Genomic DNA, 19,590 nt, shown 5'->3' with positions numbered 1-19,590 from the left:
AGCGGGTGGCACGGATTTTAGGTAAAGAACGGGTTCGGGTAAGGCCCGGCCTCCCATCGTTACTTTTGTGCCATGCGTTTTTTCCTGCTAGTTACTGCTTCACTGCTCTCATTGGCCTGGTGCCCGGCCGCCCAGGCCGGCCCGCCCCAGATTTTGCTGGACGTGGCCCGCTTCCGCAACCTGAACAAGGTGGAGAAGGGCGCGGAGGTCGAAATCTACGTCACCATCCCCACCCAGTCGCTCACCTACCGGCAGCGCGCGCCGCGGGCGTTTCAGTCGGCGGCCACCGTCACGCTGGAAGTGCTCAAAGCCGACGGCAAGCCCGCCTACCGCGAGGTGATTACCCTGAAGCCGCCGGTGCTCAATGACACCACCATTGCCATCAAAAACCCCCAGAGCTTTGTGAAAAGAATACTGCTGCCCGATGGCAAGTACACCCTGCGCGGCACCGTGAAAGACCAGTACCGCAGCGCCGGAGGCGAAACCACCGTGGAGAAGCCGCTGGTCCTGGAGGGTCCCACGGGGCCGTTCTTCTCCGATATCGTGCTCTTGGCCATGCCCGCGGCCAAGAATGGGGGCACCGATAATTTTTCCCGGGGCGGCTACCGCCTCACCCGCACGCCCGGCAACATCTACTCCCGGGGCACCGAAAACCTATTCTTCTACACCGAGCTGCACAACGCGCCCACCACGCAGGCCCTACGGGTGCATTACCACCTCACCACGCCCGATGGCTCAGCCGCCGACGCCGACGGCGAGCTCACGCCCCAAAGTGGCCGCCCAACCACGGTGGTGGGCCAGCTGCCCATGGGGCCCTTGCCGGAGGGGCCGTTCACGTTGTTTATAGAAGTATACGGCGGCCCCGGCAATAAAAAGCTGCTGGCCGGGCACCGCGTGGTGGGCGAGCGGGCCACCGCAGAGTACGCACCAGCCGGTGCCGCCGTCCCCCGATGAGAAGCCGCACGATTTCGCCCAACCCTGCCCAGCGCGCGGCCCCGCGGCTGCCCTACCCGTGGTACTACCAACCCCTGCGGTGGCTGCTGCTGGGGCTGGCGTGGCTGCCCTTCGGGGTGCTATACGTCATTGCCGAGGGGCTGTACTTGCTGCTGGCCTACGTGGTTCGCTACCGCTGGCCCGTGGTGCTGCAAAACCTGCGCAATTCTTTTCCCGAAAAATCGGAGGCCGAAATCGAGCGCATCGGCAAGGGGTTTTATCGGCACTTTGCGCAGGTGATGGTCGAGACCATCAAGCTGGCGCACATGTCGGACGCAGAGCTGAAAAAGCGGGTGCTCTTTCGCAACCCGGACGTGCTGGAGCGCTATTTCAGGGCCGGGCGCATGGCATTGGGGCTGTCGTCGCACGCCGGCAACTGGGAATGGGTGCTGACCTCCGGGGCGGTGTGGCTGTCGGCCGAGGCAGACGGAGTGTACAAGCCGCTGAGCAATCCGTTTTTTGAAAGCTTTATGAATGAGCTGCGCACCCGCACTGGCGCCGGCCTCATTCCCATGCGCGACACCCTGCGCGACATGGTGCAGCGGCGCGGCGAGCCGCGCGTGGTAAGCCTGCTGTCGGACCAGGCGGCGGGGCCCGAAGACCGGCCCTACTGGACCACCTTCATGAACCAGGACTCCGGCTTTTATACCAGTGCCGACCGTCTGGCGGCCCGGTTTAAGGCGCCGGTGGTGTACGTGAGCATCAAGCGGGTGCGCCGCGGCTACTACGAAATTGTGCTGACCGAGCTCTACGATGGCGAAGCGCCGCTGCCCGCTGATGAATTCCCCATTACCGACGCCTTCGTGCGGCACCTGGAGCGCGACATCAGGGCTGCGCCCGAGCAGTATCTGTGGACGCACCGCCGCTGGAAACACAAAAGAAGTGTTGAGGTTTAAGGGTTGAGTGCTGATTAGTAGACTGGATTTAATCTGGTCGCCTTCTAAATATAAAAAAAGCCGACCTGTGCAGGTCGGCTTTTTCTGTTTAGCAGGCGTTACCATCAACTCAACAGTCAACACTCAAACCTCAACACTTCTACAGGTATTGTTCGATGTCGCCCGCGCCCTGGCGTATCAGTTCGAAGTCGTCGTCGGTGCAGTCGATGATGGTGCTGGGGACGTTGCCGCCGAAGCCGCCATCGATGACGAGGTCTACCAGCATGCGGTATTTCTCGAAAATCAGGTCCGGGTCGGTCACATACTCGTCGATGGTGTTCTCGTCTTCCCGCACCGAGGTGCTCACGATGGGGTTGCCGAGCTCCTTCACCAACTGCAGGATAATCTGGTTGTCGGGCACCCGGATGCCGACCGTTTTGCGCTTGGTGCCACCGAAGCGGGGGGCGTTGGAGCTGGCTTCAAAAATAAAGGTGAAAGGGCCGGGCAGCGCTTTCTTGATGACTTTGTAGGTGGATGTGGTGATGCCGTGGGCGTAGTCGGAAATGTGCGACAGGTCGTGGCAGATAAAGCTCAGGTTGGCCTTTTCGGGAATGAGCTTTTTGATGCGGCACACTTTTTCCACCGCCTTGGCATTGGTCACGTCGCAGCCGATGCCATACACGGTATCGGTGGGATAAATGATGACTCCCCCTTTGCGCAACACCTCTACGGCTTGCTGAATACGGCTGTGAGGCGGATTTTCGGGGTGGATGCGGAGCAGGGTGGCGGGCATAGAACGAGGGGGGTAATAAAACATGAAGGCAGGCAACTGCCAGCCAAAGGGCGGCCCTGGGCGGCACCGGAGTGCCAGCTGAGCCAAAGGTGCGGGCAAGGTACTACGGCTGACTGAAACGAAACAACTCTGATACGGCTTAGGCGCTTGGGTAGCCGGCTTTCGTACTTTTGGTGTCGCTCCCTTGATTTTCTAATTCCAGCCCATGTCCCAGCCTGCCAAAAAGTCGGCCATTGAACTCCGCGACCAATCCCTGAAACGCCGCCGGCGCTGGGCCACGGTGAGCGTCATCTTCACGCTCGCTCTGGTGTGTTTCTCCTACTATTTCTACCAGGTGTTTTTCACCGCTAACATCGAAACCAAGGGCAAGCCCACCTACGTGGTGGTACACCGCGGCGATGATTGGAAGGCCGCCCTCCGCGCCATTGATGCCAGCGGGGTGGTGGTAGACAAGCTCTCGCTGCACTTCGTGGCCAAGCTGATGAAGTACCCCGAGCACGTGAAGCCCGGCCGCTACGAGCTCAAGGAAGGCTACACCAACCGCCAGCTCATCAACGTGCTCAAGGCCGGCCTGCAGTCGCCGCTCAAGCTCACCTTTACCAACGTGCGGCTGCGGCGCGAGCTGGCCGATAAGCTCGCCAGCCAGATTGACGCCCAGCCCCGCCAGATTGATTCGCTCCTCAGCAGCCCCGCCTACACCCGCAGCCTGGGCTTCGATACCACCACCGTGCTCAGCATGTTCATTCCGAACACCTACGAGCTGTACTGGAACACCTCGGCCGACAACCTCATGAAGCGGATGAAGAAGGAGTACGAGAAATTCTGGACCCCGGCCCGCGACGCCCAGCGCGAAAAGCTCAACCTGAGCCGGGCCGAAGTGAGCACCCTGGCCAGCATTGTGGAAGCCGAGCAGCAGCAGCACGCCAGCGAGCGGCCCCGCATTGCGGGCGTGTACCTCAACCGCCTCCGCCGCGGCATGAAGCTGCAGGCCGACCCCACCGTGGTGTACGCCAACCGCGACTTCACCATCAAGCGCGTCCTCAACGTGCACCTGGCCAAAGACTCGCCCTACAATACCTACAAATACGCCGGCCTGCCACCCGGCCCCATCAACCTGCCCAGCATTGCCAGCATCGATGCCGTGCTGCAGCCGGAAAGCAACAACTACCTGTATTTCTGCGCCAAGGAAGATTTCAGCGGCTACCACGCCTTCGCCACCAACGAAACCGGCCATCTGCTTAACGCCCGCCGCTACCAGGCCGCGCTAAACCGGGCGGGAATCCGGTAATTTGTATACAGAGCGTCATGCTCATCTGGCGTCCGTCTCACCCAACCAAAGCCTCTATATGTACCAGTCAGATATTCAAATCCGCGTGCGCTACGCCGAAACCGACCAGATGGGCTACGTCTATCACGGCAACTACGCGGCGTATTTCGAGGTGGCGCGCACCGAGTCGTTCCGGCAGCTGGGTATTCGCTACAAAGACCTGGAAACCGAGGGCGTGGGCATGCCGGTAGGGGAGCTGCGCACCCGCTTCCGCCGCCCCGCCCGCTACGACGACCTGCTCACGGTGCGGCTCCTGCTGAAGCAGCAAGCGGAGGGGTCGCGGGTGCTGTTTGAATACGAAATCTACAACGAGGCCCAGGAGCTGCTCACCGAAGGCCACACCCTCATGGTGTTCGTGAACACCAGCACCGGCCGGCCCGTACCCGTGCCCAATAGCATTCTGGAGCGCCTGGCGCCCTACTTCACCGAAGACGAGGTGGATAGCCCGGTGCTGCCCACCCCCGGCGCCATCTCGCCCAACGCCCCGGCCCCGGCCGCGTTCCGCAAGTAGCGCCCCGGCTGCCGGGTGGGGGTGAGCAGTACACTTTTACCGCCATTCTCGTTGTTTGCTGGTAACTTCCCCCACTGCTCACTGCCTACCCTCCCTCATTGAAAGCTCCCGCCGCCATTAGCCGAGCCCGCTTCCCCGATGTGCGCCAGCAACGGCCGTACCGACGGCTGATTGTGGGCCTTAAGCGGCTGCGGCTGCCCGGCGGCCAGGCCTCCCTCTACGACGTGCTCGACCGCATCCTGCACGAGCTGCGCCTCGACAGCCTGGAGAAGCGCGCCGCTTACATGGCCTTCAACCTCACGGTGGCCCTGTTCCCCACCATCATCTTCCTGTTTACGCTCATTCCGTACATTCCCGTGCCGAATCTGAATGTGGACATTCTGCTGTTCCTTAGCGATTTTATGCCCCGCGAGCTGTACGCGGCCACCGCGTCCACCATCGAGGACATTGTGAACATCCCGCACGGCGGCCTGCTCTCCTTTGGTTTCGGTACGGCCCTGGTGCTCAGCTCCAACGGCATCATGGCCCTGCTCGATGCCTTTGAGAAGAAATACCCGTGGTTTAAGCACCGCAGCTACCTGCGCAAGCGTCTGATTGCCACGGCCCTCACCTTCGTGCTCTCGCTGATTCTGGTGTTGGCCATCGCCGGCATCTTTTTCGGTACTTATCTCATCGACTGGCTGGTGTTCTATGAGATTGTGCCCGAGCGGTTCACCGAACTGGTCCTGACGCTCGTTCGCTACGGCTCACTGGTTGGCCTGTTTTTGAGCACGACTTGTGTCATTTATTACTTCGTGCCGCCCGTGCAGGACAAGTGGCCGCTGGTATCGGTGGGGGCGATAGTGGCCACGCTGCTCATCTTTCTGGTATCGTTTCTGTTCACCCTCTACGTCCGGATTTTCGACTCCTACAATACCTTCTACGGCTCTATTGGGGCGCTGGTGGGCTTTATGGTGTGGCTCGAATTCGTCTGCATGACACTGATTATCGGCTTCGAAGTCAACGTGAGCATGGACGCCGTGACGGGGCGCCGGCGGGAGATGCTACGGGAGCAGCTGCGCCTGAAGGAAGAAGAATGAGGGATTGATACTGAAGCGCCTACGGATTTTTTTCAGTAAAATTCGACGTTCCGCCTTTGCCATTCCTTATTCCTTTCTACTTTTGCACTCCCCAATCACTCGGGGAGCCTGTTAGAGAGGTGGCAGAGTGGTCGAATGCGACGGTTTCGAAAACCGTTATACCGGCAACGGTATCGGGGGTTCGAATCCCCCCTTCTCTACGAGTACGTTAAGAGTTAAGAGTGAGGAGTTAAGAGTTGTCGTTCAACAGCCAACCCTTAACTCCTCACTCTTAACTCTCCCAGAGAGCTGGCAGAGTGGTCGATTGCGGCGGTCTTGAAAACCGCTGACTGTAACAGGTCCGGGGGTTCGAATCCCTCGCTCTCTACGAACGTGCTTAGCACGCGTGCCCGCCGGAACCCCCGGCGGGCTTTTTCGTGCCCCAGCGGCCCGCCAGCGGCCATTGCCCGCCGCTCACCGGCCGAAACGCCGCTTTCGTCCGGGTCACGCCGGTGGTCGCCCGGCACTATTTCAGGTTACACGCCCCGTTTTGCTGCAACCATTGCTACTGACTTTAGTATCATTGCAACCCGTTGCCAATGCTACTCCCATTAGCAAGCGGGCCGCCGGTGCTCCTTTCCCACTACATGACCGTTCTGTTCTGGTTCCGCAAGAACACCCGCGCCCGCGAACGGCCCGGCACGCTCTACTGCCGGGTGACGGTGGACGGGGTGCCGTGCAACTTCGCGGCCGGCGTCTACGCCCACAAGGACGACTGGGACGCCCACGGCCAAAAGGTGCGGGGGCGCTCGGACGAAACGAAGGTGGCCAACCAGCGCCTGCAGCAACTGGCCGATGGCCTGCGCGAAGCCTTCAACCTGCTCGAGCGCGAAGGAGCCTACGTGACGCCCGAAAAGGTGGTGCTGCGCTTTCAGGCCCCGCAGCGCCGGACCTGCTCCCTGCTCGAAGCTGCCGGCCGCTACCTCGCCCACCGCACGGCCCTGGTCGAGAGCGGGCAGCTCAGCCCCGCCACCCGCGAAGCCGACGGCGTGCGCCTGGCCCGGCTGGAAGAATGGCTGACCGACACCAAGAAGCTGGCGCTGCGCCCGGCTGAGCTGACCCAGCGGGCGGCCGAACGCTTCGTGGAGCACCTGCGGGGCCGGGGCCTGTCGAACAACTACGCCCTCAAGGTCGTGGACGCGCTCAGCGGGCTGCTGCGCTGGTGCGTGCGCCAGGAAATCATGGACCGCTACCCGTTGGACGGCCTGCGGCTGAAAAAGGAGCCGCCCCGGCCCGCCGTGTTCCTGGCCCCGGCGGATTTGGTCAAGCTCTGGTACTACGACTTCGCGGCCCCGACCCTGCGCAAGGCCGCCGATATGTTCCTGTTTCAGTGCTTCACCGGCCTCTCCTGGCAGGACGCCTGCAACTTCCGCGCCTCCGAGCACGTCGTGCCGCAGCCGGGCGGGGGGCTGCTGATTCGGATTCACCGCCAGAAGACCGGCACGCTGACCATGATACCCTTCTTTCAGCCCGCCGTGGAACTCCTGGCCCGCTACGGCGGGGAGCGCCTGCCGATGCCCACCAACGAGTACCTAAACCGGGCGCTCAAGCAAATCGGCTACCTGTGCGGCTTTGCGCAGCACCTGACCACCCACGTCGGGCGCAAGACGGCGGGCATGGTGCTGCTGCAGGACGGGGTGCCGATGACGATTGTAAGCGCCGTGCTCGGGCACCGCTCCGTGGCCATCACCCAAGCCGTGTACTCGCGCGTTTTGCCGGACACGATAAATTCGGAATTAGCCAAAGTTTACGGGGTAGAAGTGCTGGGCATGAGCACCGCGCGCAAGCCGTTCCTGCGGGAGTTCACGGAGCGGCTGTTGGCGGCGTGAAGCGGGTGTTTAGTTGGGGCAAATAGTTGGCGGCTAGGTTTTTGTGTTGTATATTCGTGCATGGCTTTTGATAGAAAACACTACAACCAAATGAAGAAATTCGCGGCCCATTCGCTGCGTCACGTTTCCTGCCTTGTGCCCGACCCGTGCCCGGTGGAACACGCTAAGACCCAACTGGAGCTGATTGCGTTCTGCGTGGCGCAGGAAGACTACGAAGGCGCGAAGGCCATTAAGGACGCGGTGCGAGAGTTCTTCAACGAATACTGGCCCGCGCTGGCTATTACTACCGATGCCCTGCTACTACTGCCTGAATACAAAGAAGAGCCCATTTTTTGCCACCTAAGTTTTGGCAATACCGCCGCTAAATCCCAATGAATCACCCTACTTGGTCTAACCCGCCCTTTCCTACGCCGATTGATAGCCCACTTTCGGATGGTTTGGCCTACTTGCACGCCGTGGAAGAGAGCGAAGTATTTCGCGGCGAAGTCTACCGATACACGCGGCTCTATTACGTCTGCGACGAAACCGGCGAATCCTTCACGAACACGGCACTAGAGAATAGCAATGTCGAGCAAGTATACGGGCCGTACCGCAAACGCTACGGCTTGCCCGCGCCTGCCGAGCTAGCGGCGTTCCGCGCGCGGTACGAGTTATCGGCCGCGCTACTGGGTAAGCTCTTGGGGTTTGGCGCTAACCAGTGGGCACGCTACGAAGCGGGCGAAGTTCCCAACCGTTCGTGCGGCCTGCTGCTGCGCTTGGCGGTGCGGGACAAAAACGCTTGGTATTCGTTGCTGGAAGCTGGCGAAACTATGTTTCATGCCCAGCCCCGGTTGTATGCCAAGCTGCTCGCCAAAGCCGCCTAGCCTGCCCACCACGCCGCCAGCCAGTGCCACGCCTGCACGGCCGCCCATCCCAGGCCCGCCAGGACGGCCAGCACGAGGCCGAACAGGGCCTGGGAGGAACGGGGCGGGGAGTCGGAGTGGCGCACGGGGCGCAAGTAAGGCAAAAAGCCCGCACCAGCCGGCGCGGGCTTCGCTATTTCACTGGTGTTTACAAGCAGCTTCGCCAGCAGCTGGGCATCGTGACCTACTTGCGTAAATACGCGTACAGCGGCTCGAACAAGAGCTTGCCCAGCACCAGCCCGGCCACCAGCCACCACAGTGCCGGCCGACCCAGCCAGCAGGCCAGCAGGGCGGTGCCGGCCCAGCAGAGCCAGGCAGCAAAGTTGGCTGCGTGCCACAAATCACTTAGGAATACAAAGACCGTGGTGCTGCCGGCAAAGCGCGGGCCGCTGGCCGCCGTCTGGTCCTTGTACTTATACAGCCAGGAGTGCGGGCCGGACCAGCGCGGGAACCAGGCCAGCAGGCGCGGGCTGCCGTGCTGGTCGGCATCCGCAATTGCTTTGGCCAGGGAGGCCAGCAGGGGCAACAGGGAGAGCAGCGGGAGCAGCGCGGCCATTAGCGTTTGCCGTCTTTAAAGATGCTGCCGAAGCGCACGTAGTTGTACGCGCCTACGCCTACCGCCAGCACGGCGCAGATGATGGCGAAGATGCCAGCACCCGAACCGGGGCCGTCGATGACGTAGAAGGCCGCGCCCAGGGCGGTCATAATCAGAAAGGAGATGAAGAAGAAACGCATGGTGGTAATGGGAAAAGGTGAATGATGAATGAGTAAGGTTAGCGGGTGGCCACGGCCGTCATCACGCCCGTGCCGTCGAGCCACACGCGCCGCACGTTTGCCGGTTGAGCGACCTTCCAAGAAGTTCTTCTCGCTGCCTTTAAAGCTGATTTCGGGAAGCGGGCGATGTTGTGGGCGTTGGCCTGGTTGGGCATCGATGGAAATGCTGGTTTATTTGATTTCCATATACCATTTTCTTTCGTTATCTTCGTATTGTGAGACAGATAACAAATAGAGCGCTCCGTAGCCATTGCAAGAATGGGCACGAATACACCCCCGAAAACACCATCGTTCACGAGAAGAAATCGTATGGCGGGGCGAGGCGCATCTGCCGCACCTGCATGGCCGAAAGCAATGCAAGAGCCAGGCTTAAGCGCTTCGGGCCTGTTAAGCTTCGGCTCAGCTTGGAGGAAAGGTTCTGGACTATGGTGGACAAGACCGAAGGGTGCTGGAACTGGACTGGTGCGCTGAATAATGCGGGCTATGGCATGATAAGCGACAGGGCGGGCGCAGCGCCTGGCAGTAGTACCGCCAAGCGGGCACATCGGCTGAGTTATAAAATGCTCAAAGGGCCTATACCCGAAGGCGGGCACGTACTGCATTCGTGCGACAATCGAAAGTGTGTAAATCCGGCCCATCTCTCGATTGGTACCAACGAGGACAATATTGCTGACCGGGTGGGCAAAGGCCGCAGCTACTCGAAGCAGCAGACACACTGTAAAAACGGCCACGAATGGGCGACGAATGCAGTTCCGACCGCTGACGGGTACCGATTCTGCCGCTCGTGTTCTAATAAAAGGTCGAATGAGTACTTTCATGCAAAAAAAGGCTAAGGCGACTATCGTGTAGTCGCAACGGTTGGGGCTATCCCTTTGCTGTCAATCCAAATCTGTCGAACATTCGCCGGCTGCGCTACCTTCCAAGGGGTTCTTCTGGCTGCCTTTAGGGCCGATTTTGGAAAGAGGGCAATGCTGAATGTGTTGTTCTGATTGCCTCCAGCCACATGGTAGTGCGTCAAATCCTCACCCACGTAAATCCCGACGTGGCTAAAGGCAAAGACCAGCACGTCACCGAGCATCGGCGTGCCCACGGGCGTACCCCAGCCGGCCCACCAAAAGGCGCGGGGCATCTCCGGATGGGGCAAGGCCACCCCGGCGCGGGTAGCGGCCACGGCCAGGGCGGTCCCGCACCAGGGGATTTCGTCGTCCTTAATCCATGAGAAGCCCAGCTCTTTCAGCCAGGTCAGGATGGCGGGGCTGTGTTGCCGGCCGATGATTTCGCGGGTGCCGTACAATTTCAGCGCTTCTCTTAAAAGCCTTGGGGCGGGCTCGTGTTCCAGCCAGGCGTAACGCAGGGGGAGTTTGACCATTTCGGGAAAGGGGGATAGAGGCGGCGGGCCTCGGTTTCAAACGTGATGCCCAGGCCCTTGCTGCTCACCGTTACCCACCCGTCACGCGGGGCGTGCAGCACCCGCACTTCCGGGCCGTTGGGGTGGTCCAGGCGGCGGTAAGTGCGGGCGGGTGGGCGAGCCGTACACATGGCTAAGCGAAGGGAATGGTTTTGCGGTACAGCCAGTAGGCCAGCCCGGCGGCGGGCAGGAGCAGCCACCAAAGGGAGATGCCCTTGCTCGTGGTGCTCGTGGCCGTGGCCCCGGCACCGATTGCCACCGGGGCCTTTACCTTATCGATGGCCGTCACCACGGCCCCGCTGTCGGCCCGTATCACCGCTTGGCGCGGCTTGTAGGCATTCACCACATCGGTGGCCAGCGGCGCGTACACGGCCCCTTTGCCCAGCTTTTTCGGCGTGGCCGCTCGCAGGGTCTTGCGCTGCTGCCGGCGGGCACTACCGGCGGGCGTGCTCAGGAAGCCCAGCAGGCCAGCGGGCTTAGACACGTGTCCGGGTGGTGTCCGGGTCGTGTCCGGCACCGTGGCCACCGGCACATCCGGCGCGGGCGCGGCCGTTTCGGTGGCGCGGGCGCTGCGGCAGCCGCTGGTGTGGGCGGCGCAAAGCAGGCATAGCAGGCAAAGCAGCAGGAGGCGGTGGCGGGTTTTCATTCGGATTCGGGGTTAGGGGTGGCAGGCTTGCCGTTCAGGTTCACCGTGTCGGCACTCACTTCGGCGTTCAGGGTTTTGGTGGTCACGTTGGTCGTTTCGCTCTTTAGGCTGGCGGCGGCCTTGACCACGCCGCCCACGGCCAGCATGCCCGTCACCCAGCCCAGCAGCTGGCTCAGACCGCCGTCGTCCATCCGGCCCGCCGCGTACATGGCCATGCCGAAGCCGCTCAGCACGGTGGCCAGCAGCAGGCGGGTGCTCAGTACGCCGTCGCTCTCCCATATCGAGAGGAAGCGTTTGGGGGTCAGCTCGCGCCGCAGCCACAGCCAGAGCAGGAACGCCAGCCCGGCCCACAGCAGGGCGGTGAGCAGGGCGAAGGAGAGGGAGGGCAGGGCGATGGTCACGGGCCGGGGATTGAAGGCGGGGATTATTTCACTTCGCACGGGTCGGGGGAGAGGGGCGGCCGGCAGGAGGCGGGCACGAAGGGCAGCAGGTTGAGCACCGCGCCCTCGCAGCGCCAGCGGTGCGGCTGGCCGGGGGGCAGGTACTTGTACTGGCCCGCCCGGTAGGGCTGCAGGGGCTGCTCGTCCGTGCCGAGCCAGAACACGCCGGCCTCAACCAGCACGTACACCGCTTCGGGCACGACGATGGTGCCGGGGCTTTCGGTGCCGGGCGCGTAGCGGGCTTCCAGCAGAAAAGCGTCCTTGAGCATGCGCGTCTCCACGCCCGGCACGGCGGCCAGCGGCGCCCAGTCGTTGCCCACCACCAGCTCGACTTCGGCGCCGGCCAGGGTGAGGTGCACGGCCTGCAGCCGCTCAATCGTTTCGGCCAGGCGGGCCGTGGCGTTGCGGATGATGGCCCGGTATTCAGGTTCTTGCTCGCTCACGGCCCAAGTCTTTAATGTCGCGTTTCACTTCCTTTAATTCTTCGTGCACCGCCCGAAACTCGTCGCGGTGCGTTTCGTGTAGTTTGCCGTGCCAGCTCACGCGCTCGGTCATCGTGGTCAGGCTCTCGGCCGTGTCGGCCAACTTGTTAATGGCGCAGGCGACGGCCGCCAAATCAGCTTCTATCTTGAGCTTGTCCTGCATCCGCGCGCTGTTCATCGACTTCTTGCGCTCCTCAAAGGCCGCCCGCAGCTCGGTCAGGGCCGTGCGCAGCACGTCTACTTCGCTGGCCGTGGCGGGCTTGTCCTTCCAGATTAGCTTGTAGATGAGCAGGGCCGACACGCCGCCAAAGACCACGACCAGCAGCCAAAGCAGGGCCGTGAAGGCCGCCGTTTCCGCGTGCGAACTCACGGCGCTGGCCGCCTGCGTGGCGGCCGTGGTCAGCTCAGCGGTTTGGAGCAGGGTCAGGAGCATGGTGGGGGCGGGGTAGCGCGGGGGGGGGGGGGAAGGGTTAGCCTGGCAAAGGCACCACCTGGTCGGCCAGCAGGCCGTTGGTGGTGGGCGTAGTCAGCGCCATGTAGAACTCGTAATTACCGAGCGGCAATCCACTGGCGCTGAAGATGGTGGCAGCCTGCACCGCCGAGGCATATTGTGTGCCAGTGCCCAGCGGCTGCCAGGCTGCCCCGCTGCCGGCTACCCGGTAGAAGAAGCTCACGCCACTGCCACTGGGGGCCTGGATGCAGTTGTAATCAAAGCCTATTATGCCGTTAAGCGTAAAGGCCACCTTTGCCGCTAGGTCAGTGCTGTAGTAGCCGGTGCCCGAATAGTAGGGTGCGCCGGTATCCGCAAACCAGGTGCCGGCAGGCGTCAGTTCGCATTGCAAAGGCGTGAGCGGGTCCGCGCTAACCGGCGGGGCGGGTGCGTCGTGGTAGATAACCACTTGGTCGGCCAGCAGCCCATTAAAGGTGCCCTGCCCATCCCATGTCATATACACTTCATAATCGCCGCGTGGCAGCCCCCGGCTTCGGAAAATGGTGGCGGTCCCTTTTTGTCCGGCGATTTGGGTGCCTGTTCCCAGCAACTGGAAAGCCGCAGTGCTGCCTGCTGTGCGGTATAGGAATTGGACGCCAGAGGCATTCGGCACTACCACGCTGTTATAGTCGAAGCCGACCGCATTGAGCATCGTCCAGTTGTCCCGCGCCGAGCTGTTTTGCGAAGCGAAGCCGTTGCTCGACACGTAGCCCGTCCCCTCGTCTGCCACCCAGGCCCCGGCAGGCGTTAGTTGATTCGCATTGTTGCGGTCGCGTGCCGAAAGGATGGTGGTCGCGGGCGTCGTGGCGGCGGCGGGGTTAAGAATAGCCACTTTCATGGCATCGGCCACCTTGCGGTGTCCGGCCGTGGTCAGGTGCAGGTTGTCGGAAATGGTGTCGGCTTGTACCACGTTTGTGTCGAACACCTGGAGCCAGCTCCGAATCTCCGCCAGTTGCTGCACGGCCTGTTGCAGGGCCGCGCTATCGCCGCCGCCGTCGTAGCGCGTGGTGGGCAGTTGGTAGAGTACCCGGTCAGCGGGGTAGGCGCTATGGTAGGCATCGATTAAAGCGCCGGCCCGCTGCTGGAACGCACTGATATTGGCAATATCATTGGTGCCCATTTCCAGCAGCAGCAAGTTGCCCGCCGTGCCGTCACGAGCCGCGCCGAGCTTGGCAATGAAGCCCGGCCGGTCGGCCGTTTCGGCGTAGTCATCGGCCACGGAACGCGCCGAATAGCTTTCCATTGTTACATCATACCCTTGCCCCAGAAGCTCGGCCCGCACCAATTGGGCCGCCGCGTTCCGGGCCGGGGGCGAAGCAGTGGCGCCGGTCAGAATGCTGTCGCCGTACATTAGTATTCTCTTGGCCGGGGCCACTGGATTTACAAACGAGAGCGTACCGGAGGCCAGGCGCACGTCCAGCACAAAAACCCCCTGGTAATCATTGCCCGGCGCTTTCTCCAGAAAGCCATTAAGCACGTCCACTGTTGCGCCAGCCGGCACGGTAACCGGGTACCAGGCCGTGGCATTGGGGGCTACCTCAATCGTTTGGGCATAGGCGCCGTTTACGCGCACGCCGAAGTTTTGCAATAGACTAAAATTGGCGGCCGCGGGCAGGTTGTTGAACACCTGCACCTCGAAGCTGGCGACTTCCGACGGTAGCTTCAGGCGGAAAAAGGAGTACGGACTGCGCACCGTGTAGCCGGTGCGGCCGATGTTCTGGCTGTTGTTCCAGTACTGCGCGTTGCCCAATGTCGTGCTGGTTCCTGATGTCCCGCCGTCCGGCAGGGACGTGGTGAGGGTGAAGTTGCCCAGGCTGGTGATGCTGCCTTCCGTGGTGGCCACGCTGATTTTGCCCGTGGTCGCCCCCGCTGGCACGGTGGCGTTGATGGTCGTGGCACTGAGCACGGTGAAGTTGGCCGGCGTGCCGTTGAAGTACACGTCGTTGGTGTTGAGGAAGCCGCTGCCGGCAATGGTGACGCCCGCGCCCACGGCCCCGCTGGTAGGCGAGAAGCTGCTCAGGGTCGGGCCGGTGGGCGCGGGGGCGGCAGCCGGGCCGGTGAAGGCCACGGCATTGGTCAGGGCGGCCCCTTGCGGGCGGTTGCCGCTGGCCTTCACGCCGAAGCCCACGCTACCGGGCAGGCGCTCGCCGGTGATGTTGCGCAGGTAGAGGCGGCCGTTGGCCACGTCGCCCACGCCGGCCGCGTCCACGATGCCCGTGGTGCCGGGCACCCCAAAGGCAAAGTAGTCGGAAATCGTCGGGAAGCCGGGGACGAGCAGGCCGGAGAAGATGTTACCCTGGTCGTCGGTCTGCGGGTTGGTGGGCGCGGCGGGGGCCGTAGCCACTTCATTGAGCAGCTTAAGCAGGGCGGCCCGCACCGTCAGGTTCACGTACGACTGGCGGCCCGCGTTCAGCTCATTGGCTGCTAGGGGGGCCATTGCGGCGGGCAGGTCGTCGTCGGCGCGGTTGTAGCTCGCCTCAAAGACGGCCCGGATGATGGCTCGCACCCTATCGGCCGTGTTTTGATTGTTGAGCGGGTCGGTGATTAGCGCACGCAGCAGGCTTTCAAGTTCGGCGCGGGTCTGGGGGGCTGGTAGCAGCATGGCACAAAATTCCCTGCACGGCCCTACGGGCGACAAACGCAAACAGCCCCGACCTTAGAGGGGCCGGGGCTGCAAGGCAGGCGCTTACGGGCGCTTACACCACGGGCACCGGGCTGGGCACCCGCTTGGGGTCAAAGAAGCCCTTGCCCGTGATGGTGCCGGTGATGGTCTGGAGCGCCGTCTCATCCGCCGGCCAGTTGAAGCGGGAGGAGAGGATGGCCTTTTCGCCGGTCAGCCCGGACTGCCCACCCACCCAGTACGGGGTGCCGTCCACGCCGTAGAAATAGCCCTGCGTGCCGCCCTTCTGGGTGCTGCGCATGAACGCGTACTGCGCTTGGTTGGTGTCGAAGATGGTCACGGCGAAGGAGAGGTCCGTCGGCTTGGGGTAGTCCACCCCGTTGATGCGGTCCACCTGGGCGGTGGCGGGCGTCAGGCTCACCTGGGCCACGATGGGGCCAACCATTGCTTCGGGGTCCGTGGGCGCCGTGCCGAACAAGGCCAGCCGGCGGGCGATTTCCAAGGCCGTGGGCGGGGCCGCGAACGGGGCGCGGGTGTAGTAGAGGTTGCGAATCGGGCCGTAGTTGCGCTCGGGCACGTAGCAATCGGCGGCCGATACGCCGGCCGGCAGGGTCTGGTCCTGGCAATTCAGGGCAATGGTGGGGTCGTCTGGGTTTGCGGCCATGAGTAAAAAAGGGTGAGGGATTGGGGTGAGGGAAAAACGGGGGAATTAGTTGGCACAGGGCGCGCAGGCGGTCCCGTTGTTGTTGTAGGCGCGGGTGTACTGGTTTATCTCCGGGGCCGTGGCATCGCGCACGTCCGAGAGGTCGGCTTCGTTGGCCATCTGGCAGGCAAAGCACCCGTCGGGCGTATACACGGGCACGTAGGTGGCAGCCCCGCCGCCCGGCCCGGCGGTGAGGCAGGTGCCGGTGGCGTTGGCGTGGGCCTGCGCCTGGGTGGCATAGAGGGCCTGCGCGGCTTCGTTGGCCTGGGCCTGGCTCACGCGGCTGGTTTGCGCGCCGGCCGCCAAGCGGTAATACACGGGCTCGCCGCTGGCCTGGCCTTCGGCGCAGTCCGAACGGGAGGTGTAGCCGGCCACTTCGGCGGAGTAGTAGAGCGGCGGCACCGGGCACTGGGCCTCGTTGGGCTGCTCGCCGCGCACGGGGGCGCCCACTTGGTTGAAGCTGGCGCTGTTCGGGTTCACGTCGCGGGTCGTGTAGAGCACGTAGCCCGTGTTTAAGTCGTCGTTGTCGCTTTCACAGATACCCTCGCCGTCGGGCTGAAAGTCCGGGGCCGTGTCGCTCGTGTCGCCGCAGCGCCACGGCCGCACCATGTCGGGCGCGTACGGCAGGGAGACCGGGGCGGGCACGGGGCAGGAGCGGCGCACCAGCACGTCGGTTTGCTCAAAGGTGAGCGTGAAGGCATCGCGCCCGCCGTCGGTGCCGGCCTTGGTTTCCTTGGCTTCGGCCAGCTTCCATTCCTCCCCGTCCACGGCAAAGCGCTGGTGGGCGTTGGCCGCGCTCAAGGCTTCGGCCAGGTAGGCGGGCAGCGGCTCCGTGCTCACGGTGGCGGCGCGGATTTTGGCCATGAACACCACCGTGTCCTCGCCCGTGGCCGGGTTCACGATGACTTCGCTCTTTTCCCTGGTCGGGGCGTACTGCAGTCCTGCGTTCTCCACGTAGAGGCGTTGGTGCAGGCCCGTGCCGTAGGGCACGCGGTAGAGGGGCGAATCGTGCCACCAGTCGAGCTGCAGGCAGGCCGTGGCACTATCGGCGCGGCCCGTGAAGCGCGGGCTCTGGTAGGCGTTGTCGAGCACCAGGCGCACGGGCACGCCACAAGGCAAAGCCAGGCCGGGAATGATGCCGCCGTAGTAGGCGAAGGATTCCACGCCCGTGCCCGCGTCCTGGAACTTGTGCAGCAGCAGGCCCAGCGCGGGCAAGGGGGCGCCGGGGCCGGTGGGCGTCAGCTCGTGGAGCAGGGCGCCGGTATCGGCGTGCTCCAGCCGGGCGCACGCCACCCACGCGGCGCCCCGACCAGCAGGGGGCGTTGCAGCACGAAGGGCAGCAGCCGGTCCGTGGGTGCCCACAGCGCGTAGGCATCCCAGCCGCCCATGCCGGCGCGGGCGGCCGTTTCGGGGGCGGGGCCGGGGTAGGCCAGCAGCGGGAAGGTGTGAACGTTGAGGGCCACTAGCGAAAGGAATCGGAAAAGGATTCGTCAAATTGCCGGCTCCGAATGGTCGGAAGCGGGGTGTAGGAGTCGGGCACGGTCAGCCAGGCGGTAATGGTAACCACGCCGGTTTTCAGGTTCAGCTCGGCTTTGGCCGCTTCGCCCTCACGGCCCAGCAGGGTCGTGAGGCGGGCCGTGGCCGGCAAGGCCCGCAAGGTGCCCAGCGGGGCCGTTTGGGCGGGCTGTTCGCGCTGCGGGCGCACGCTTTGGGCCGTTACCGGCACGCCGCCGGGCAGCACGGCCCCGGGGCCGACCATGCCGCGCCGGTGGTAGCGGGCCAGCAGGGAGGACACGGCCACGAGGCGGTTGGCGTCGCTCAGGGTGCCGGCGGCATCGGGGGCTAAGAGGAAGAGGGCGTTATCGGGAATGGCATCGCCAAAGAGCACGCCCGCCGTCACGTCGCCCGTCAGGCGGGCGCTGGCGCTGCTGCGGCGGTTCTGCCCTTCGCGGCCGATGCTGCAGCCGTCGGGGCCGTAGTCAAGGGCGGCTTTGGCAAAATAGGTGTGGCCCGGCAGGTCCTCCGTCTGGGCATTGGCCACGGTTAGTTCTTCGTAACGGGGCAAGTCCGGGGTGCGGTACGAGTAGGCGCGGGGCAGCACGGCCCCGGAAAGGGCGGTCAGGTCGAGCACCGCGCCGGCTTCGCGCTGGGCTTCCACGTAGCTCAAATCCTCGATGCGGAACCAGCCGGTGAGCGGGTCAATGAACCAGTCGATTTTGTAGAGGGCCTTCAGGTCAGCCAGTAGCTGCTTGAGGCTGATGAGCACCCGCGTGGCCGCCTCGCTGCTGCCGTAGCGCTTCACGTCGGAGCCGGCCGAAAGCAGCAGGCGCGGCACCTCGTTCGCGTTGCCGGTTTGGCCGGTGGCCGGGTTGGTCGGGGCGGAAAGGAACACGCTCAGGGCGTCGGCATTCGGGGGCAGCAGGGCCAGCAGGGCCGGGGCGGGGGGCGCAAAGGTGCCGTCGGCGCGGGCCGGGCCGTAGATGGTGGCCCGCAGCAGTTCGTAGACGGCATCGCGCAGGCGGAAGGCGCGGGCAAACTTGAACTGCCCGAATCGCCACCACAGGCTGCGGCTGTTGGCGGGCTCCCCATCGCCCTGCTTGACGTGGCGGCGCACGTTGAGGCACTGCCCGCCGTCGGCTTCGGCATTGAAGGCCCCGCCCAGGCTCTGGCCGGAACCCGTGCCGGTTATCTTCAGGTAGTCGGCATTGCTGAAGCCGTAGTCGGCCGGCGAGTTGAAGCAGGGCAGCAGCAGCAGCTGGTCCCCGTAGCGCTTGTTGCTGCGGGGCTGGCCGCCGCTGGTCACGTTCGTCGGGTCCAGCCAGTCGTTGTAGGTGCCGATTTTGTAGGGCTTAAAGCCCGCGATTTCGGCGCCTTTCACGTAGTCGATGGTGGGCGGATTCCGGGCATCGTTGCGCGAATCAAGGAGCGGCACCCAGCCGGCATCGGACTTGTCCACGGGCACGAAGTCGCCCACGGTGGTCGTGTCGGGCACCATCGCCACGGCGGGCAAGCGGTAGCGAAAGAGCAGCACCATGCGGCTATAGGTGCCCTTTTGCAGGCCCCGGCCGCTTATCCAGCTCGTGTCCCGCAAGAAGCCCGTCCAGCCGTCCGTGCCCAGGAAGTCGGCTTCTTCGGCCGAATCAATGCGCAGGGACTCCAGCCGCAGTTGCCCGGCCAATTGAGCCAGCTCGGCCGTAACCGGCGTGCGGGTGCCGGGCGTGCGCAGGATGTTGTACTCGGCATCGTAGCTGTCCAGCAGGCGCCGGTAGGCATCGTTCGGGGCGGCTGTCACCGTGGCCGTGCAGTTGTCCGGGTCCCAGCTCACGTCCGTGCAGATGAACACGCCTTCCCATTCCAGCAGCCACGGCGCCCCGGCGTGGGCGCGGGTTTCCACGAGCAGGCCTATGCGCTGGCAGCGGGCGTTGCTGTTTTCAATGCCCAGCAGGTAGGCGTAGGCCTCGCCGCTGAACTGGACCTGGCTGAGCTTGTCGCGGAAGTAAAAGGCGCGGGTGCTCCCGTCGCCGCCGGGTTCGCGGCTGATGCGACCCTCCCCGCCCACCTGCGCCTCCACGCGCTGCCCGGCAATCACCAGGAAGAAGCGGGCAAGGGCGTTGTCTACGGCGGGCAAGGGCAGCGGCATGGCACAAAGGTGCCGGGCTGCCCCTACGGGGGGAAAGGG

25 protein-coding genes and 2 tRNA genes are annotated in these 19,590 nt (G+C 63.8%); 11 read left to right on the top strand and 16 right to left on the bottom strand.

Going from position 1 to position 19,590, the window contains the following annotated elements:
- Positions 1–72: 72 nt before the first annotated feature.
- Positions 73–954: a hypothetical protein gene (locus tag BEN47_RS19730; RefSeq protein WP_070731086.1), complete on the top strand. Its 882-nt coding sequence runs from the start codon at positions 73–75 to the stop codon at positions 952–954.
- The gene (locus BEN47_RS19725) at positions 951–1,889 is read left to right on the top strand and encodes a lysophospholipid acyltransferase family protein (RefSeq protein ID WP_239691677.1); all 939 of its coding nucleotides are present in this window, start codon (positions 951–953) and stop codon (positions 1,887–1,889) included. Before BEN47_RS19730 ends, BEN47_RS19725 begins: the two co-directional genes overlap by 4 nt.
- A 139-nt stretch (positions 1,890–2,028) precedes the next feature.
- On the opposite strand, the gene BEN47_RS19720 is transcribed toward BEN47_RS19725, so the two are convergent.
- The gene (locus BEN47_RS19720) at positions 2,029–2,661 is read right to left on the bottom strand and encodes an L-threonylcarbamoyladenylate synthase (RefSeq protein WP_070731083.1); all 633 of its coding nucleotides are present in this window, start codon (positions 2,659–2,661) and stop codon (positions 2,029–2,031) included.
- A gap of 205 nt (positions 2,662–2,866) precedes the next feature.
- On the opposite strand from BEN47_RS19720, the gene mltG reads away from it, so the two are divergent.
- The 8 genes from mltG (at position 2,867) to BEN47_RS19680 (ending at position 8,309) form a co-directional block, all read left to right on the top strand.
- A complete protein-coding gene (gene mltG, locus BEN47_RS19715) occupies positions 2,867–3,949 on the top strand; it encodes an endolytic transglycosylase MltG (RefSeq protein WP_070731080.1) in 1,083 nt (360 codons plus the stop codon).
- 58 nt (positions 3,950–4,007) lie between these two features.
- Entirely contained in the window at positions 4,008–4,499 is a 492-nt protein-coding gene (locus tag BEN47_RS19710; RefSeq protein ID WP_070731077.1) for an acyl-CoA thioesterase, read from the top strand.
- Positions 4,500–4,597: 98 nt separating this feature from the next.
- A complete protein-coding gene (locus BEN47_RS19705) occupies positions 4,598–5,578 on the top strand; it encodes a YihY/virulence factor BrkB family protein (protein WP_070731074.1) in 981 nt (326 codons plus the stop codon).
- Between the two features lie 113 nt (positions 5,579–5,691).
- Positions 5,692–5,778: transfer RNA gene (locus tag BEN47_RS19700), tRNA-Ser, on the top strand.
- Positions 5,779–5,860: 82 nt separating this feature from the next.
- A tRNA-Ser gene (locus BEN47_RS19695) sits at positions 5,861–5,945 on the top strand.
- 259 nt (positions 5,946–6,204) lie between these two features.
- Positions 6,205–7,446, top strand: coding sequence for a site-specific integrase (locus tag BEN47_RS19690; RefSeq protein ID WP_070731069.1), 1,242 nt, complete (start codon positions 6,205–6,207; stop codon positions 7,444–7,446).
- 135 nt (positions 7,447–7,581) lie between these two features.
- The gene (locus tag BEN47_RS19685) at positions 7,582–7,821 is read left to right on the top strand and encodes a hypothetical protein (RefSeq protein ID WP_125921835.1); all 240 of its coding nucleotides are present in this window, start codon (positions 7,582–7,584) and stop codon (positions 7,819–7,821) included.
- Positions 7,818–8,309 carry a hypothetical protein gene (locus BEN47_RS19680; protein ID WP_125921834.1) on the top strand — a complete coding sequence of 164 codons (492 nt, stop codon included), beginning with the start codon at positions 7,818–7,820 and terminating at the stop codon, positions 8,307–8,309. Before BEN47_RS19685 ends, BEN47_RS19680 begins: the two co-directional genes overlap by 4 nt.
- Here the strand turns inward: BEN47_RS19680 and BEN47_RS22575 are convergent.
- From BEN47_RS22575 to BEN47_RS22945, 4 genes are all read right to left on the bottom strand, one after another.
- The gene (locus tag BEN47_RS22575; RefSeq protein ID WP_262490421.1) at positions 8,306–8,434 is read right to left on the bottom strand and encodes a hypothetical protein; all 129 of its coding nucleotides are present in this window, start codon (positions 8,432–8,434) and stop codon (positions 8,306–8,308) included. The genes BEN47_RS19680 and BEN47_RS22575 overlap by 4 nt on opposite strands.
- 98 nt (positions 8,435–8,532) lie before the next feature.
- Positions 8,533–8,904 carry a hypothetical protein gene (locus tag BEN47_RS19675; protein ID WP_070731062.1) on the bottom strand — a complete coding sequence of 124 codons (372 nt, stop codon included), beginning with the start codon at positions 8,902–8,904 and terminating at the stop codon, positions 8,533–8,535.
- On the bottom strand, positions 8,904–9,083 hold the full coding sequence (locus BEN47_RS19670; RefSeq protein ID WP_070731059.1) for a hypothetical protein: 180 nt from the start codon (positions 9,081–9,083) through the stop codon (positions 8,904–8,906). Before BEN47_RS19670 ends, BEN47_RS19675 begins: the two co-directional genes overlap by 1 nt.
- A 38-nt stretch (positions 9,084–9,121) precedes the next feature.
- Positions 9,122–9,277, bottom strand: a complete 156-nt coding sequence (locus tag BEN47_RS22945; RefSeq protein WP_158011129.1) for a hypothetical protein — start codon at positions 9,275–9,277, stop codon at positions 9,122–9,124.
- A 186-nt stretch (positions 9,278–9,463) separates the two neighbouring features.
- Between BEN47_RS22945 and BEN47_RS22940 the strand changes: the two genes are divergently transcribed.
- Positions 9,464–9,955 carry an HNH endonuclease signature motif containing protein gene (locus BEN47_RS22940; protein ID WP_125921833.1) on the top strand — a complete coding sequence of 164 codons (492 nt, stop codon included), beginning with the start codon at positions 9,464–9,466 and terminating at the stop codon, positions 9,953–9,955.
- A 5-nt stretch (positions 9,956–9,960) separates the two neighbouring features.
- Here the strand turns inward: BEN47_RS22940 and BEN47_RS19665 are convergent, their stop codons facing one another.
- The 11 genes from BEN47_RS19665 to BEN47_RS19620 all read right to left on the bottom strand — a co-directional run bounded on the left by BEN47_RS19665 (position 9,961) and on the right by BEN47_RS19620 (position 19,551).
- Positions 9,961–10,491: a TIGR02594 family protein gene (locus BEN47_RS19665; RefSeq protein WP_070731056.1), complete on the bottom strand. Its 531-nt coding sequence runs from the start codon at positions 10,489–10,491 to the stop codon at positions 9,961–9,963.
- On the bottom strand, positions 10,431–10,661 hold the full coding sequence (locus tag BEN47_RS21195) for a hypothetical protein (protein WP_125921832.1): 231 nt from the start codon (positions 10,659–10,661) through the stop codon (positions 10,431–10,433). Before BEN47_RS21195 ends, BEN47_RS19665 begins: the two co-directional genes overlap by 61 nt.
- A gap of 2 nt (positions 10,662–10,663) precedes the next feature.
- Complete coding sequence (locus tag BEN47_RS19660) at positions 10,664–11,176, bottom strand: hypothetical protein (protein ID WP_070731053.1); 513 nt, start codon at positions 11,174–11,176, stop codon at positions 10,664–10,666.
- Positions 11,173–11,577: a hypothetical protein gene (locus BEN47_RS19655; RefSeq protein ID WP_070731050.1), complete on the bottom strand. Its 405-nt coding sequence runs from the start codon at positions 11,575–11,577 to the stop codon at positions 11,173–11,175. Before BEN47_RS19655 ends, BEN47_RS19660 begins: the two co-directional genes overlap by 4 nt.
- 23 nt (positions 11,578–11,600) lie before the next feature.
- Positions 11,601–12,059 carry a cupin domain-containing protein gene (locus tag BEN47_RS19650; protein ID WP_070731048.1) on the bottom strand — a complete coding sequence of 153 codons (459 nt, stop codon included), beginning with the start codon at positions 12,057–12,059 and terminating at the stop codon, positions 11,601–11,603.
- On the bottom strand, positions 12,040–12,531 hold the full coding sequence (locus BEN47_RS19645) for a hypothetical protein (protein WP_070731046.1): 492 nt from the start codon (positions 12,529–12,531) through the stop codon (positions 12,040–12,042). Before BEN47_RS19645 ends, BEN47_RS19650 begins: the two co-directional genes overlap by 20 nt.
- Before the next feature lie 37 nt (positions 12,532–12,568).
- Positions 12,569–15,190 (bottom strand): choice-of-anchor Z repeating domain-containing protein, encoded by a 2,622-nt coding sequence (locus tag BEN47_RS19640; protein ID WP_070731043.1) that lies wholly within the window; start codon positions 15,188–15,190, stop codon positions 12,569–12,571.
- 94 nt (positions 15,191–15,284) lie between these two features.
- Positions 15,285–15,872 (bottom strand): hypothetical protein, encoded by a 588-nt coding sequence (locus BEN47_RS19635; protein WP_070731040.1) that lies wholly within the window; start codon positions 15,870–15,872, stop codon positions 15,285–15,287.
- A gap of 45 nt (positions 15,873–15,917) precedes the next feature.
- The gene (locus BEN47_RS19630; protein WP_070731038.1) at positions 15,918–17,204 is read right to left on the bottom strand and encodes a DUF5977 domain-containing protein; all 1,287 of its coding nucleotides are present in this window, start codon (positions 17,202–17,204) and stop codon (positions 15,918–15,920) included.
- Entirely contained in the window at positions 17,150–17,374 is a 225-nt protein-coding gene (locus tag BEN47_RS19625) for a hypothetical protein (RefSeq protein WP_070731035.1), read from the bottom strand. The genes BEN47_RS19630 and BEN47_RS19625 overlap by 55 nt, the downstream gene beginning before the upstream one ends.
- Entirely contained in the window at positions 17,374–19,551 is a 2,178-nt protein-coding gene (locus BEN47_RS19620) for an FHA domain-containing protein (protein WP_070731031.1), read from the bottom strand. Before BEN47_RS19620 ends, BEN47_RS19625 begins: the two co-directional genes overlap by 1 nt.
- Between the last annotated feature and the right edge of the window lie 39 nt (positions 19,552–19,590).

It is taken from the genome of Hymenobacter lapidarius, from assembly GCF_001816145.1.
Taxonomy (GTDB): domain Bacteria; phylum Bacteroidota; class Bacteroidia; order Cytophagales; family Hymenobacteraceae; genus Hymenobacter; species Hymenobacter lapidarius.
This window is presented reverse-complemented; position numbering and strand designations above follow the sequence as displayed.